At 47.4% G+C, this 15,125-nt stretch carries 13 protein-coding genes and 2 tRNA genes; 9 read left to right on the top strand and 6 right to left on the bottom strand.

Annotated features, from left to right (window positions below):
* From purH to B2X00_RS03080, 4 genes are all read left to right on the top strand, one after another.
* A partial coding sequence (gene purH, locus B2X00_RS03095) for a bifunctional phosphoribosylaminoimidazolecarboxamide formyltransferase/IMP cyclohydrolase (RefSeq protein WP_290486072.1) occupies positions 1 to 849 on the top strand: 849 nt, incomplete at its 5' end.
* 81 nt (positions 850 to 930) lie between these two features.
* Positions 931 to 1,782: a class I SAM-dependent methyltransferase gene (locus B2X00_RS03090; RefSeq protein WP_290486071.1), complete on the top strand. Its 852-nt coding sequence runs from the start codon at positions 931 to 933 to the stop codon at positions 1,780 to 1,782.
* Between the two features lie 3 nt (positions 1,783 to 1,785).
* Complete coding sequence (purD, locus tag B2X00_RS03085; RefSeq protein WP_290486070.1) at positions 1,786 to 3,066, top strand: phosphoribosylamine--glycine ligase; 1,281 nt, start codon at positions 1,786 to 1,788, stop codon at positions 3,064 to 3,066.
* A 110-nt stretch (positions 3,067 to 3,176) separates the two neighbouring features.
* On the top strand, positions 3,177 to 4,928 hold the full coding sequence (locus B2X00_RS03080; RefSeq protein WP_290486069.1) for an EAL domain-containing protein: 1,752 nt from the start codon (positions 3,177 to 3,179) through the stop codon (positions 4,926 to 4,928).
* Here B2X00_RS03080 and maoP read toward each other — a convergent pair.
* From maoP to B2X00_RS03065, 3 genes are all read right to left on the bottom strand, one after another.
* On the bottom strand, positions 4,911 to 5,276 hold the full coding sequence (gene maoP / locus B2X00_RS03075; protein ID WP_290486068.1) for a DUF413 domain-containing protein: 366 nt from the start codon (positions 5,274 to 5,276) through the stop codon (positions 4,911 to 4,913). The two genes, B2X00_RS03080 and maoP, sit on opposite strands and share 18 nt — an antisense overlap.
* Before the next feature lie 124 nt (positions 5,277 to 5,400).
* Positions 5,401 to 6,627 (bottom strand): Nramp family divalent metal transporter, encoded by a 1,227-nt coding sequence (locus B2X00_RS03070; protein ID WP_290486067.1) that lies wholly within the window; start codon positions 6,625 to 6,627, stop codon positions 5,401 to 5,403.
* Entirely contained in the window at positions 6,627 to 8,675 is a 2,049-nt protein-coding gene (locus tag B2X00_RS03065) for a tetratricopeptide repeat-containing diguanylate cyclase (RefSeq protein WP_290486066.1), read from the bottom strand. Before B2X00_RS03065 ends, B2X00_RS03070 begins: the two co-directional genes overlap by 1 nt.
* Positions 8,676 to 8,809: 134 nt before the next feature.
* Here B2X00_RS03065 and B2X00_RS03060 point away from each other — a divergent pair, with 134 nt between their 5' ends.
* Together B2X00_RS03060 and B2X00_RS03055 are read left to right on the top strand one after the other, a co-directional pair.
* Positions 8,810 to 10,663 carry a bifunctional acetyl-CoA hydrolase/transferase family protein/GNAT family N-acetyltransferase gene (locus B2X00_RS03060; protein WP_290486065.1) on the top strand — a complete coding sequence of 618 codons (1,854 nt, stop codon included), beginning with the start codon at positions 8,810 to 8,812 and terminating at the stop codon, positions 10,661 to 10,663.
* Entirely contained in the window at positions 10,660 to 11,589 is a 930-nt protein-coding gene (locus tag B2X00_RS03055) for a histone deacetylase family protein (RefSeq protein WP_290486064.1), read from the top strand. Before B2X00_RS03060 ends, B2X00_RS03055 begins: the two co-directional genes overlap by 4 nt.
* A gap of 13 nt (positions 11,590 to 11,602) precedes the next feature.
* On the opposite strand, the gene B2X00_RS03050 is transcribed toward B2X00_RS03055, so the two are convergent.
* From B2X00_RS03050 to orn, 3 genes are all read right to left on the bottom strand, one after another.
* Positions 11,603 to 11,678 (bottom strand) — tRNA-Gly (locus B2X00_RS03050).
* Positions 11,679 to 11,710: 32 nt separating this feature from the next.
* A tRNA-Gly gene (locus B2X00_RS03045) sits at positions 11,711 to 11,786 on the bottom strand.
* Between the two features lie 68 nt (positions 11,787 to 11,854).
* Positions 11,855 to 12,406, bottom strand: a complete 552-nt coding sequence (gene orn, locus B2X00_RS03040) for an oligoribonuclease (RefSeq protein ID WP_290486063.1) — start codon at positions 12,404 to 12,406, stop codon at positions 11,855 to 11,857.
* A 72-nt stretch (positions 12,407 to 12,478) separates the two neighbouring features.
* Here orn and rsgA point away from each other — a divergent pair, with 72 nt between their 5' ends.
* The 3 genes from rsgA to B2X00_RS03025 are packed head-to-tail and all read left to right on the top strand — an operon-like array spanning position 12,479 to position 15,120.
* Positions 12,479 to 13,525: a small ribosomal subunit biogenesis GTPase RsgA gene (gene rsgA / locus B2X00_RS03035; protein WP_290486062.1), complete on the top strand. Its 1,047-nt coding sequence runs from the start codon at positions 12,479 to 12,481 to the stop codon at positions 13,523 to 13,525.
* Positions 13,526 to 14,395 (top strand): archaetidylserine decarboxylase, encoded by an 870-nt coding sequence (gene asd / locus B2X00_RS03030; protein ID WP_290486061.1) that lies wholly within the window; start codon positions 13,526 to 13,528, stop codon positions 14,393 to 14,395.
* Complete coding sequence (locus B2X00_RS03025; protein WP_290486060.1) at positions 14,392 to 15,120, top strand: glycerophosphodiester phosphodiesterase; 729 nt, start codon at positions 14,392 to 14,394, stop codon at positions 15,118 to 15,120. The genes asd and B2X00_RS03025 overlap by 4 nt, the downstream gene beginning before the upstream one ends.
* The last annotated feature ends 5 nt before the right edge of the window (positions 15,121 to 15,125 follow it).

The following is a 15,125-nucleotide window of genomic DNA, read 5'->3' as shown; positions in this document are numbered from 1 at the left end:
ACCGTTTCCAGCGCAACACAATTGCAAGGCAAAGCGTTGTCATTTAACAATATCGCGGATACCGATGCTGCGCTCGAATGCGTAAAAAGCTTTGTTGAGCCAGCCTGTGTCATCGTTAAACATGCTAACCCGTGTGGCGTTGCTATCGCAGACACCATTGAACAGGCGTATCAACGCGCTTTTAAAACCGACCCTACATCCGCTTTTGGCGGTATTATCGCGTTTAACCGCCCGCTTGACGAAGCCACCGCTAAAGCAATCATTGACCAACAGTTTGTCGAAGTGATTATTGCGCCCTCCGTCAGTAAGTCTGCACAAGTCGTCATAGAATCGAAGAAAAATGTCCGCTTACTGGCGTGTGGAGAGTGGTCGCAGTCGACCGAGCAATGGGACTACAAACGCGTTGCAGGTGGTCTATTAGTTCAAGAAGCAGACGCGCAAGACGTGGATGAGTCGCAGTTACGCGTCGTTTCAAAAGTTGCGCCAACCGATGAGCAAATGGCCGATCTGCGTTTCTGTTGGAAAGTGGCTAAATTTGTTAAATCTAACGCGATTGTCTATGCCAAAGACGGCGCGACAATCGGTGTTGGCGCAGGTCAAATGAGCCGCGTTTATAGTGCAAAAATAGCAGGTATAAAGGCCAACGACGAAGGCCTCAATGTGCCTGGCTCTGTTATGGCGTCTGACGCGTTCTTTCCATTCCGCGATGGTATCGATGCCGCTGCAGAAGCCGGCATTAAAGCGATCATTCAGCCAGGCGGCTCCATTCGAGACGAGGAAATTATTGCGGCGGCCGATGAACATGGTATTGCCATGGTCTTTACGGGAATGCGCCATTTCCGTCATTAATCCGTAGGTAATAGTTAGACAGATTTGCAGCCCTGCATCAGCAGGGCTAATCTATCTTCAACAACTACGGAGGAAACAAGAATGAAAACGAAACTGATGTTATCGATTGCTGCGGCATTGACTTTAAGTGCTTGCGGGCAAGCGTCGAACGAAGGTTCAGTCGGCTCTAGCATGACACTAGAAAAAGCCGTTCAGGACGATAGCCGCACGGAACGCTATGTAAAGCGTGACGAAGCTCGTCATCCCGTTGAAACCCTCGAGTTTTTTGAACTCGCACCAACCATGACAGTGGTTGAGATCTGGCCAGGCGGCGGTTACTACACAGAAATTCTCGCTCCTTATTTAAGTGAAAGCGGCCAGCTTTACGCTGCACACTTTCCGCAAAACTCGGGCAGTGACTATTATCAACGCTCATTAGAAAAGTTCACTGATCGTATTCAAACCGAAGCGGTATTCGGTAATGTTGAAATCACCGAATTTGCACCGCTGACTGATTTGGAAAGTGATATTGCGCCACCCAACAGCGCTGACCGCGTACTAACATTCCGTAACTTGCACAACTGGTATATGAGCGGCGGTGAAGAAGCTGTGCGTGACGCATTTAGTCAGTTTTGGCGAGCGCTGAAGCCAGACGGTATTTTAGGTGTTGTTGATCACCGCTTACCGAGCAATGCGAGTGCTGATGCAATGGCGGAATCGGGCTATGTTCATCAACAGTGGGTTATTGATATCGCTGAGCAAGCGGGTTTTGAGCTTGTTGAAGCCAGTGAAATTAATGCCAACCCGAAAGATACGGCAGACCATCCAAATGGTGTTTGGAACCTACCACCGACATTAAATGTTAATGAAGGTGATGATGCCGAGATATATAAGGCGATTGGCGAGAGCGATCGCTTCACACTGAAGTTTAGAAAACCAACAACACAAAGGTAACACATGAAGATATTGGTAGTTGGTGGCGGTGGCCGCGAGCATGCGCTCGCATGGAAAGCCGCCCAGTCAAAACAAGTCACTGAGGTATTTGTTGCACCGGGCAACGCCGGAACAGCCGATGAAGCAAACCTTAAAAATGTTAGCATCAGTGCTGAAGACATCGAGGGGTTAGCTGACTTTGCTCAAGAGAATGCGATTGACCTCACCATTGTTGGTCCTGAGGCGCCTTTGGTAAAAGGTATCGTTGATCTGTTCCAATCGCGTAAACTTGCGATTTTTGGTCCCTCTGCTGCAGCCGCACAACTCGAGGGCTCAAAGTCGTTCAGTAAGGACTTTTTGGCGCGTCACAACATTCCTACAGCCGCATACGACACCTTTACAGATATTGCGACGGCTAAAAGCTATGTGCGTGACAACCAACTACCTATCGTCATAAAGGCAGACGGCTTAGCAGCAGGCAAAGGCGTCATTATTGCTGAAACCCTTGAGCAAGCCGATGCTGCAATCGACGATATGTTAGCTGGCAATAAGTTCGGCGAGGCCGGCAGTCGTGTTGTAATCGAAGAGTTTCTCACTGGCGAGGAAGCTTCATTTATCGTTATCGCCGATGGTAAAACAGCCGTCGCTTTTGCATCGAGTCAAGATCATAAAGCGCGCGATGACGGCGATAAAGGTCCTAATACCGGCGGTATGGGCGCTTATTCTCCCGCTCCCGTCGTCACCGATGAAGTCCATGAGTGGGTTATGCAGCACGTCATTCAACCCACCATCGACGGCATGGCAGCGGAAGGTACACCTTATGTTGGTTTTCTTTATGCTGGCTTAATGGTTGCTCCAGATGGTTCTGCCAAAGTGTTAGAGTACAACTGTCGCTTTGGTGATCCCGAAACACAGCCCATCATGATGCGCATGCGTTCGGATCTGGTTGAGCTTTGCGAAAAGGCGATTACAGGTCAATTGGCGGGTACTTCGGCTCGCTTTGATGAACGCACCGCTGTAGGCGTAGTGATGGCTGCTGGAGGTTACCCTGAGTCCTATAATAAGGGTGACGAAATTAAAGGCATTCCCGAAGCAACGGAGTCATACAAGGTTTTTCATGCCGGTACAAAATACGAGCAAGGCCGTTTGTTAACAAACGGCGGTCGTGTGTTGTGTTGCGTGGCACTTGGCGATGACGTCCAGCAGGCACAGCTTGAAGCCTATCAGTTAGTTAAGCATATTCATTGGGATAACGTTTATTACCGCAATGATATTGCACACCATGCTATTAAGCGTCTGGGTTAATAGCGAGTTTAAAAAGCGGCTGTCTAAGCCGCTTTTTAGTTCGACTGTCACAAATTCGTCACTCAATTGAGATAAATTAATGCCATCGTTAATCAGTCAGCTCACTATGCATGTCGAATCGGGACGCCTTACTAGAACTCATCGAAAATGATCGTTTATCGCCGCTTTTTCAGCCAATATTTGACAATGCATCGCAAACAATTTTGGGATTTGAAGCACTTATTCGTGGTCCTGAGGGGCATTCACTCGAGTTCCCTGACCAGCTCTTTAAGTTAGCACAAGAGCAAGAACTCCTCTCCGAGCTCGAATTAGCCTGCCGCAACGCAGCCATTCAGCGCTTTGTCCAACTTGAGACAGACGCCAAGTTATTCCTCAATGTAAATCCCAACGTACTTAAAGATGAGAGCCATCCCACTGGCAGCACCCTGCGGCTCTCAGAACTGCATGGGTTAGCACCTGAACGCATCATCATCGAGCTATCAGAACGTTACCCAATAGATGATACCGATTTACTATCTGAGGCTATTGCGCATTATCGCGCACTGGGCCTGCGTGTCGCTATCGATGATCTGGGGGCGGGTTATTCGGGCCTCAAGTTATGGTCAGAACTGCAACCCGACTTCGTTAAAATCGACCGCTATTTTATAAAAGAACTCCAGCACGATGCGACTAAAAAGGAGTTTGTGCAATCAATTATCAACCTTGCTCGTAATTTAAACGCGAAAGTCATTGCAGAGGGTATCGAAACTCAAGCAGAACTGCAGCAGTTGAATGAACTAGGAATCCATTTGTATCAAGGCTTTTACCTCTGTCGGCCCGTTCAAAGCCCGCCCTTACACCCGGATTCACAACTGATAGAGCGTATTGCTAGCTCACATCGACCTAATGGCGATACCATTGCTCAGTTAGTTAAAGATGCGCCTAGCATCCCATCGACGACAAAAGCGCATGTGGCGCTTGATTTATTCACCGGTGACAAGCAACTCACCGCAATTCCCGTTGTCGACAACGGTAAGCCGGTCGGTATGTTGCGCCGCGAAGCGATTATGGAGTTATTCTCGGGGTCTTATGGACGCGCTCTTTACGCCAATAAAGATGTCGTTCGAGTAATGGATAAGAACCCCATGATTGTGGACTGGCAAACACCCATCGACTTGGTCAGTAACAAAGTGACCGATGATTTTGATGTTGATATCTACAAACAATTTATTGTTACACAAAATAGTCGATATCAAGGCATCGCGTCCATTCGAGATCTCTTGCGACGCATCACCGAAGTCAAAGTTCAGAATGCACGCTATGCTAATCCACTAACTTTGTTACCGGGAAACGTGCCGATACACCGCACCATCTCCCAATATCTCGAAGATAATAAAGCTTTTGAAGTCGCTTACTTTGACCTTAACAACTTTAAACCCTATAACGACGTTTACGGCTATTCGAAAGGCGACCGAGTAATATCTTGGGTGGGCGAGCTATTACGCGAGGTATTCGCTGAGAGTCATCACTTTGTCGGTCATATCGGGGGCGACGATTTTGTCACTATCTCGCCTGTTGCTGCGACTAACAGAGATAAATATCTCGACGTAGTGGCGCGTTTTGAGGCCAAAGTGAAAGAGTTTTACTCAACCGCTGATCAAGCGAGGCAGTATATTTTGGCCAATGACAGAACGGGAGAACGAGCGCAGTTCCCATTATTAGGCATTGCAATTGGTATTGTACAGCCAGACTATTATCGCTGTAACTCGTATCATGACGTTTCTGATTTAGCGGCAGAAGCAAAGAAGCGAGCAAAACAACAACAAAAAAGCGCCTGTTTTTTCAGTCACAGACGCTTTCCTCAATTAATCCTCGACGATTAAGTCATCTTCACTGTCAGTGGAGTAACCGAAATCTTCATCGGATAATTTACCTTTACCATACATACTTGCCACCTTAGGCCGGTGTATGCGTGCTTGGTATTTTGCCCAAGCCTTTTCAACAACGGTTACGGGCGCTTGTTCACCACGAGCCGATGCGAGCAATGAAATATCTTCATCGCAGCTAGGCGTTAATTCACCCTGCAATAAAGCAGTGATTAAACAGCCATATTGAGTCAGTGCGTCACTTTCTCGAATAGAAAAATCCCCAGAGCGAGAGAAACCATAGGGATAATTGCGGAAATCGTTAAACGGTTTTCTCAATAAAAATTCACGTGTAATTGCGGTCATGGCAAGCCCTTCCTACAGACTAAAACCTAACAAAAAGTCTGTCGCCTATAACGACAATGACGATATAGATGTAGAAAGAAAGTTTGTCAACGAAAACTTTATTTTTTAGCTCAAATACCCGTGACTAACCGGTGATGGACAACCAGACATGATGCAGACTTTTCCAGCTTAGCACGATACTGGTTAACATGATGATGGCTGCGAATGCATTACCCACGATACTGTTTTTCATGTGTCTCATCGTCGACTGATTACACAACCACCAAATGAAACCGACGATAACCGGAAGTAAAATACCGTTAGCGACTTGAGCAAACCAGATCACTTTAATCGGCGATAGACCTAGGCTACTAATGACAACACCTAGCACTAGAATCGTTGCCCAAATGACGCGAAAAGCAAAGCCAGTTAATGACTGTTTCCATCCCATAATACCGCATAGCGCATAAGCAGATGCCAGTGGTGCAGTGGTAGCTGATGAAATACCGGCTGCACACAAGCCGAGTGCCATTAAATATTTAGCAGAGTCACCAAATAAAGGGGCCAACGCGATAGCAAGATCACCAGCGGACTCAATAGCAATACCTTGAGCAAAAAAAGCGCTGGCAGCGGTCGCCAATATCGCCATAGAAATGAGGCCGCCCAGCGGAATTGAGATAAACGTATCGATCCGCGCCTGTTTTACTCCTTCATCACCGGACCACTTATTTGCCACCGACGCGCTATGAAGAAATAAGTTGTAAGGCACCACGGTCGTTCCGACCAGCGCGATAACGGTTAAAATACTGTCCGACGGCCAACGCCAGCGCAGCAAACTATCGGCAACGCCAAGCCAGTTCGGGTCGGTCAACAAAAAAGTACCGATAAACGCGAGGCTCATCAACAAAACCAGCGTAATCAACGCATACTCAATAAACCTGGCTTTGCCTTGCCAAAGAATAGCGGCCGCTAATAGGCCAAAAACTAACGGCCATCCCTTGGCAAACCAATCCGATAGTAACGGCACCTCCCCCAACACTTCCTGCGCACCAAGCGTAGCGCCCGATAAGTTACCGCCTTGGTAAACGCTGTTGCCAACCACAATGGCCGCGATAATCAGTGTGAAGAAAAGAATGCGCAGCCAAGGTGAGGTAATTTGGTCGCGGATGTTTTCACCAAGCCCGTTACCGGTGACCACCCCAATACGCGATGCCATCTCTTGTAAAACAGCACAAATAAGTGTGGAAAGTAATAGCGCCCATAACAACGCATAACCGAATTCAGCGCCAGCCAGCGAGGCCGTTACTACCGTTCCCGGCCCTATGAATGCGGCCGCTACAAGCGCCCCTGGACCAAATTGCGATAGCTTCATCAACTTTCCTCGACTAACTCAAGCACTAACCAATTATCTTCAATAGCTGCATCTGAGTTATCAATTAAGTCATCCATGTGTGCATGCCCGTGCTCTGTTAAGCCCATGACGCCAACTGCGCAGTGACGACCTCGTGCTTTGCCTGAATAAAGTGCAAGGTCCGCCAACTTCAGAGCGCTCTCCCAGTCTAGCTCAGCCTCACTGAAATGACTGAAAGGCAGTGTAATGAAACCAATAGTCGCTGTCACCTCTATGGCTTTTTTCGACGTCTCGACCGGTTCAGACGACACCGCGTGTTGAATACGCTTCACAAGCTCTATGAGCTGCTGCTGGTTAACGCGATTAAGGCAAAATAAAAATTCCTCTCCGCCCCAGCGGACCAAGCTATCGTCTTCGCGGCACAATTCGCGCAGACGACGACTCATCTCTACGAGTACTTCGTCGCCGGTATGGTGTCCGTAGGTATCATTAATTCGCTTGAAATTATCAATATCGAGTAACACGAGACCAATCGGCGTGGTTACATTTTGTTTTCTGCGCGCCTCCATCGATAGTTGCATCGAGCGACGGTTCTCCAAACCAGTCAACGGATCGCGTTTAGTTTGCTCTGATAGAGCAACGTTAGCCTGTTGCAATTTACGGTTAGACTCTTTCACTTTGCGGTAGAGCAACAATAGCGCCAAGAACACAAAGCCACCCAGAATGATCGCTAACCAAGTGATAATTGTTTGTTGACGATTATTCTCTATGATCTGCTCGCTCAGCTTGTTGCGCTGCTCCAACAAATCTATTCGCTGAGCTTTATCACGATTATCGTACAATGCCTGCATTTCGGCTAATGCCTTACTTTGCGAATTTTGTAAGATTTTTTCTCGAATAGACTGTCGTTCTTTTAAAGCAACCGCTTGCTCTTTATATCGCTCCATAACTTCAAAGGCTTGAGCAAGCTCCTTTAGGGTTTGTTCAAGCGCACTCAATTGGTCGGTTTCGCGAAAATAATCAACGACCCGTTTCATCTGTTGCAAACCTAAGCTATCGCCTTGTCTCACAGCGATAAAACCTAGGTTAAATTCGACCGTGCGCACCATATCGTCATAATCTAATGATTTGGCTAACGCCAAGGCTTCATTCAGGTGAGCTTTAGCTTTATCCAACTGCTCTAGCCGCATGTACGAGTCGCCAAAATTATTCAAAACAATGGCGCGTTGATAGGGAAAGTTTTCCGTATACTGATACGCCTTCTGCAGCGCCGTAAGTCCACGCTCATAGTTACCAAGACTGGTGTAGGCATAATACTGAGTAAACCACAGCTCATATGACAACGATGGAATGGAATTATCGCCGATTTCATCGAGTGCCTCCTGTGACGTTTTCAACGCTAAGTCCCACTGTTCGAGGCGCAACTGAATATCTGCAATGGATGACTTGAGGTACAATCGACGACGAAGCTGACTAATGCCTTCCATATGATCAAGCGCGGACTGTGCTTTAATTAAATAACCCAACGCAACTTCATAGCGGCTCCACTGCGTGTAAAGTCGCGAAAGCAAGTTATAGGCGTAATAATTGATTCGTGGATTACGCACTCTCGGCATAATCGCCTCGAGGTCCGGCACTTTAACAAAGGCTTTATCGAGCTTATCTGCGAATACCAGCAAATCAATTCGATTGGCCAGCAATTCAGCTTTTAGATTCGCATCACTGCTCTGCTGAACCTCTTTTTCCAACCGATCTAAAATTTCATTCGCTTTGTCATACTGTCCTTCATAGGCAAACTCGGATGCCCAATAAGTAAGTGCTCTAACACGGACGGCAAGGGGGGTCGTTGGCGCGAGCCGATTAATGACGGGCTGCAAAAAAGCTTTGCCATCAAAATCATCAGCCACCGATTGATTAAGATATTCGTTGAGTTGCGACTCGATAGACTGAGGAGGTTGGTCTTCAACCGTATTCGCTTCGACTAAAGACGCATAGCCGACCAAGACAAAGCTCAGTAACAATAGACATAATGTATGCGTGAGTGATTCATGAGTTTTGACAAGTTTCACGGATATGCGTCCAACTTTTTGTTATATTTTTTGTATTAGCGGCGACATTGTATACGATTTTGCAACATCCTGTAACAGTCTAGCTTATTTAGCGCTCAATCTAAATAAAGAAAATCCCCTGCAAGGTGGTGATTATGGGCAAACTTGACTGGTCCAAGCTTTTAAAGTCTGGACAACGTATTTTTATCGGTTCCCACGCGGCGGTGCCTACGGCGCTTATTAACGATCTGATCGAAAATGCAAAGCATCTGCACGATATTGAGATTGTGCAGCTCATGACGCTATCTGACAATAAATGGGCATTACCCGAGCATCAACAGCTATTCAAAGTAAACACCTTTTTTATTGGCGGCGATCACGTTCGCACGGCGGTTAATGAAGGGCGAGCAGACTATACGCCTTGTTTTATTTCCGATATTCCCAATTTGTTTAACAACGGTATTTTACCGTTAGACGCTGCGCTTATTATGGTCAGCCCTGCTGATCAATATGGTTATCACTCAATGGGAGTCTCCGTTGATATGGTGGCCGCCGCTGCTAAATCGGCCAATACCGTAATCGCACAAGTCAATGAGCATATGCCCGTTACCTTTGGTCAATCCTTCCTGCATAAAAATCAGATCGATTACTTTTGGTATCACGATCAACCGCTACCTGAATTACCGCCACCCGATACCGTAGATAACAAAATTATTGAACGTATTGGACAGTATATTGCCTTGTTAGTAAGAGACGGTTGTACTTTGCAAATTGGCTTAGGTCGTATTTGTGCCGCAGCGTTACACTACTTAGGTAACCATAAAGACCTCGGTGTACACAGCGAGCTTATCACCGACGATATTATGAACCTCATGCTGCAAGGCGTGATTAATAACCGTAAAAAGACCTTCCATCCCAATAAAATTGTCACTAGCTTTTGTATGGGTAGCCAAGCGCTATACGACTTTGTCGATCGCAATCCCCACGTTGGCTTTTATCCAAGTGAATACGTCAACTCGCCAACAAACATTGCGCGCAACGACAACCTCATTGCTATTAATAGCGCGATTGAAGTCGACCTAACCGGGCAAGTGGTCTCCGACTCGATAGGTCATCAATTCTACTCGGGTATTGGTGGGCAAGTTGATTTTAGTCGAGGAGCATCACTGAGCCAAGGTGGGAAACCGGTCATCGCCCTACCGTCAACGACGCAGGATGGTAAAACCTCTCGTATCGTGCCACACATTCGTGAAGGCGCCGGTGTGGTCACCTCGCGCGGTCACGTCCATTATGTTGTGACTGAGTTCGGTGTTGCATCATTGCGCGGTAAGAGTATTCGAGAACGTGCACTCGAACTTATCCGTGTTGCCCATCCTAAGTTTAGACAGCAGTTATTACAGCAAGTGCGTCAGCATTACTGGGTGCCCCATTACCAACAGCTAACACCGAGTGATGTGCCAGAACTTGGAGAGATTGGTTTTAAGAAAATCAGCTTCGCCGGAGAGGAGTTTGATTTACGGCCGCTATACCCGTCCGACGAACGCCGTCTGCAAGAGTTCTTCTATTCGCACACAAAAGAAACGCTCCAATTGCGTTATAACGCTGTCCCAACACAAATGAGTCGAGAAAAATCCTGTACTTTAGTGAGTATTGATCAGTCCGTTGACCTTGCACTGTGTATTGTGCGTCAAAAAGGCTCTGCGGCAAAAATCATGGCCGTGGGGCGCTATTACTATATTGAATCTCATAATAGTTGCGAGGTCGCGTTTGTTACTCGTGAGCATTACCAGGGTCAGGGAATGGCCAGTGTCTTACTACAAGAAATGATACGAATTGCCAAACTACGTGGGCTCGACTCAATGCAGGCAGTCGTACTCGTGAATAATAAACCCATGCTCAACGTGTTTGAGAAGTCCGGATTTGTGCGTCAAGCGAGTGATGAGCCGGGTGAAGTCATGCTCAAACTCGAACTTAAGCAAAACCAAACCCAAGAAGAGTCGTCCTCATGAGTATTTTCCTTTACTCTCATCCTCACTGTCTACTGCATAACCCTGATAAAGAACATCCAGAGTGTCCTGGTCGTATAGACGCGGTGAATGACCAGATTATTCGTTCAGGACTCGACTTTGTGTTGACTCGTGAGCAGGCGGGTCCTGCAACGTTAGAGCATATAAAACTAGCGCATAGCGATCAGTACATCAGTGAGTTGTATCGTAAACAGCCTCAGGAGGGTCATGTTTGGCTCGATCCAGATACGCCGATGACGCCCGACACGCTTGATTCTGCACTCCATGCGGTTGGCGCAAACGTGGCTGCCGTAGATAAAGTGTTAGCCGATCAAAACAAACAGGCGTTCTGCCTGGTAAGACCGCCGGGACATCATGCGACAAAGGATCAAGCAATGGGGTTTTGCGTATTTAATAATATAGCCATTGCAGCGCTGTACGCGCAGCAGGCTTATGGCTTATCACGCGTAGCGATTGTTGACTTTGATGTGCATCATGGCAACGGTACGGAAGATATTGTGCAAGCGCACCCTAATATCCTGTTTTGCTCAACTTTTCAGTCACAGCTCTACCCTTATGTTGATGAGAACGAAAACGACGATCACATTATTTCGATCGCGCTACCGCCAGGCTGTAAAAGTTTAGATTGGCGAGAGGCTGTGTACTACCAAATTTTGCCTCAACTCGATGCATTTAAACCCCAATTAATTCTCATCTCAGCAGGTTTTGATGGTCATATTGAGGATGAAATGTCGCAGTTTTTATTAAAAGAAGATGATTACTTTTGGATTACGCAAAAACTGAAGTTGATCGCCGACAAACATTGTTCTGGACGCATCGTTTCTAGCTTAGAGGGCGGCTATGATCACAGCGCATTAGGACGCAGTGTTGTGGCGCATTTAAAAGGGATGCTGGGTAGCGAATACTAAGATAAAAGAGATTTGGAGCGGGAAACGAGACTCGAACTCGCGACCCCAACCTTGGCAAGGTTGTGCTCTACCAACTGAGCTATTCCCGCATTTCGGTATAAATACTTAGGAGAGTCTGACTTGGAGCGGGAAACGAGACTCGAACTCGCGACCCCAACCTTGGCAAGGTTGTGCTCTACCAACTGAGCTATTCCCGCATCGTCAGTGCGGCGTGTATTCTACTGAAACCGCCGCCAACGTCAACCGCTTTTTCACCACGGGCCGTTTAAATGGCGAAAAAATGTGCTCTATAATGTTTGAGTTCATCTATTGACTCACGAATATCAGCAAGTGCTTCATGTGCGCCTTTCTTTTTGAACCCATTCATGGCTTCGGGCTTCCAGCGCTTGGCCAGTTCTTTTATCGTGCTTACATCGAGGTTTCGATAATGGAAAAAAGCCTCGAGCTCCGGCATGTGCCGCGCCAAAAAGCGGCGATCCTGACAAATTGAATTACCACACATAGGCGATGTATTGGGCTCGACATACTGTGATAAAAACTCAATGGTTTCGCGCACCGCATCCGCTTCGTTATGCTGGCTCTTTTGCACTCGCTCGACGAGACCTGAGCCGGTATGCGTTTTGACATTCCAGTCATCCATTTTATCCAGGTTTGCCTGCGGCTGATGAATCGCTATAGTTGGGCCCTCAGCAAGAATATTCAAATCGGCGTCAGTCACGATGGTTGCCACCTCAATAACGTGATCGTAGTCAGGATTTAACCCCGTCATTTCTAAATCGATCCAAATTAACCGCTGACTTTTTTGTTCTTCACTCATTCGAACTCTCTTAACTCGACTCATTTTAGGTTATGATAGCGTTAAACCGTAAGTGGCAACAAGGTAAAGCGATTGGCGAAGCAAAAACGACTGAATAAAGGGCAAAAACGTCGAATCCAACAGAACCGTGAGAAGCGTCTCGCGCAAGCGTTCGACGTGCCTAGCGACCAGCTAGGTGCCAGCGAAACAGGCATCATTGTCAGTCGTTACGGTCAGCACGCCGACTTGTTGACCGCCGATAATGAAATTATTCGTTGTCACATACGGCGTACTGTCGATTCATTGGTGACTGGTGATAAAGTACAATGGCGCCCAATGATCCAGGCGCAAGACGGTATGCGAGGCATTATCGAAGCGGTGCACGAACGTCAATCGTTGTTGTCTCGCCCTGATTATTATGACGGTCTTAAGCCAGTCGCCGCCAACATCGACCAGATATTTGTCATTTCGAGCGTGCTCCCAAGCTTTACGACACAAATTATCGACCGTTATATCGTTGCGTGCGAAGCGATCGATATTGAGCCGATTATCGTTCTTAATAAAGCCGATTTGTTAGACGAAATTGATGCTGAAGAGCGCCAGCTGATTGAGCAAAGGCTGGCTGACTACCAAGCGATTGGCTATCGGGTACTACGGGTGAGTAGTCAGACTGCAGAAGGTATGGCTGAACTTAACAACATGTTGAGTGAACATATCTCGATTGTTGTCGGTCAAAGTGGTGTCGGAAAGTCATCTATCGTCAATCGGCTTCTTCCTGACGTTGCCACCGAAACCAAAGAAGTCTCGTCAAATTCGGGTTTGGGTCAGCATACGACGACCGTGGCAACCTGGTATCCGTTAAAAAGCGGTGGCGCCTTGATCGACTCCCCTGGAATACGCGAATTTGCATTGTGGCACCTTGAACCAGAGCAAGTCGCCAATGGTTATGTTGATTTTCAGTCTTATCTTGGGGCCTGCAAGTTTAAAGATTGCAAACACAAAAATGATCCGGGCTGCGCATTGCAAGAAGCTGCGGAAAAAGGTGAAATACACCCATGGCGATTAGAAAATTATCATCGGATTATCGAGTCTATGTTGGCTAATAAGCCATCTCGAGTTTCAGCAAGAGGAAAACCGTAAGTGAGCAGCAGCGAACGATTCAAAATTGGCCTTCAATACATACTCCCAAAACACCTGCTATCGCGTTTAGTAGGGCGATTCGCAGCTGCGAAAGCAGGGCTATTTACTCAGGCTTTTATTCGCTGGTTTATCAAACAGTACAAAATCGATATGTCCGAAGCGATTCAAGAAGATCCACGCGACTATGCCACATTCAATCAGTTTTTTACTCGTCGTCTAAAACCTGAATTACGTCCAATCGTTGATGAGTCGGACCGTCTGGCTCATCCGGTTGATGGTGCCGTGAGTCAGCTCGGCGATATTGAGGAAGGCCGTATTTTCCAGGCCAAAGGACACGATTATTCGTTGCTTGAACTGCTAGGTGGAAAAGACGAGGACGCGGCTCCGTTCCGTGAAGGAACGTTCGCCACCATTTATCTCGCACCAAAAGATTATCATCGAATCCATATGCCAGTTGACGGGGTGCTGCGCAAGATGGTGTATATTCCGGGCGATCTATTTTCTGTCAATCCACTCACCGCACAAAACGTACCGAATCTATTTGCACGCAACGAGCGAGTCGTCGCAATATTTGATACCGAAGTCGGTCCGATGTCGATGGTTCTCGTCGGCGCGACCATTGTTGCGAGTATTGGTACCGTTTGGTCGGGAACCGTCACCCCTCCAACGGGCGCACGGATACAGCATTGGTCCTACCCGACATCTGGGCCTGAAGCTATTCGTCTCAAAAAAGGTGAAGAGATGGGTCACTTTAAACTCGGCTCCACCGTAGTGATGACCTTCGCTAAAGGGGCAATAGAGTTTGATGAAGCACTGCAACCCGGCTCGGTGACTCGAATGGGTTCAGCGATGGCTAAGGTTCGGTCATGAAAATTTGGGCGCATCGGGGTGCGAGCTTCGAAGCGCCCGAAAACACCCTGGCGGCATTTAGTCGAGCGATTGATAGCCATGCCTTTGGTATTGAGCTTGACGTTTATGCCGTCGACGATGAGCGATTTGTATTCCATGACCGGTACTTAGAGCGCTTAACAGCTTCACCAGGACGTTTGCTCGATTTAACTCAAGCTCAAGTTAGAGCGCTTAAGGTATTCGGTCAGCAACCCATTCCCACACTGCGTGAAGCACTTGAGCATATAGCCGGGCACTGTCACGTCAACATAGAGCTAAAAGGCGATATCCCAAGCCAATCACTGCTTCTAGACATCGATTACGTATTAGAGCGAAAGCTGTTCAAGCCCGAGCAGATCCTCGTCTCTTCGTTTAATCACCATTGGTTACAGCGCTTAAAACACCGTCGTCCAAACATCAACGTAGGTGCCTTAACCACTTGTTGCCCGCTCGACTACTGTGATTTTGCATCGCGTCTTAACGCCTACTCTGTGCATGTTGACGTTGATTTTGTCACACAGGAGTTAGTTGATGACGCACACCGACGCGCATTGGAAGTCTACGTATTTACCGTAGATGAAGGGCATGATATCGAAGAGTTACATGACATGGGTGTGGATGGCATTTTTACCAACCACCCGAGTTTTGCTCAGAAAATTATAGAGGGGCTACCCGGTATAAACCGTTCGCCCCTCTGGCACTATTAACCAAC

Source organism: Idiomarina sp. UBA3162 (genome assembly GCF_002364475.1).
Classification (GTDB): Bacteria; Pseudomonadota; Gammaproteobacteria; order Enterobacterales; family Alteromonadaceae; genus Idiomarina.
The sequence above is the reverse complement of the archived record's forward strand: the minus strand, read 5'-3'. Positions and strand labels throughout refer to the sequence as shown.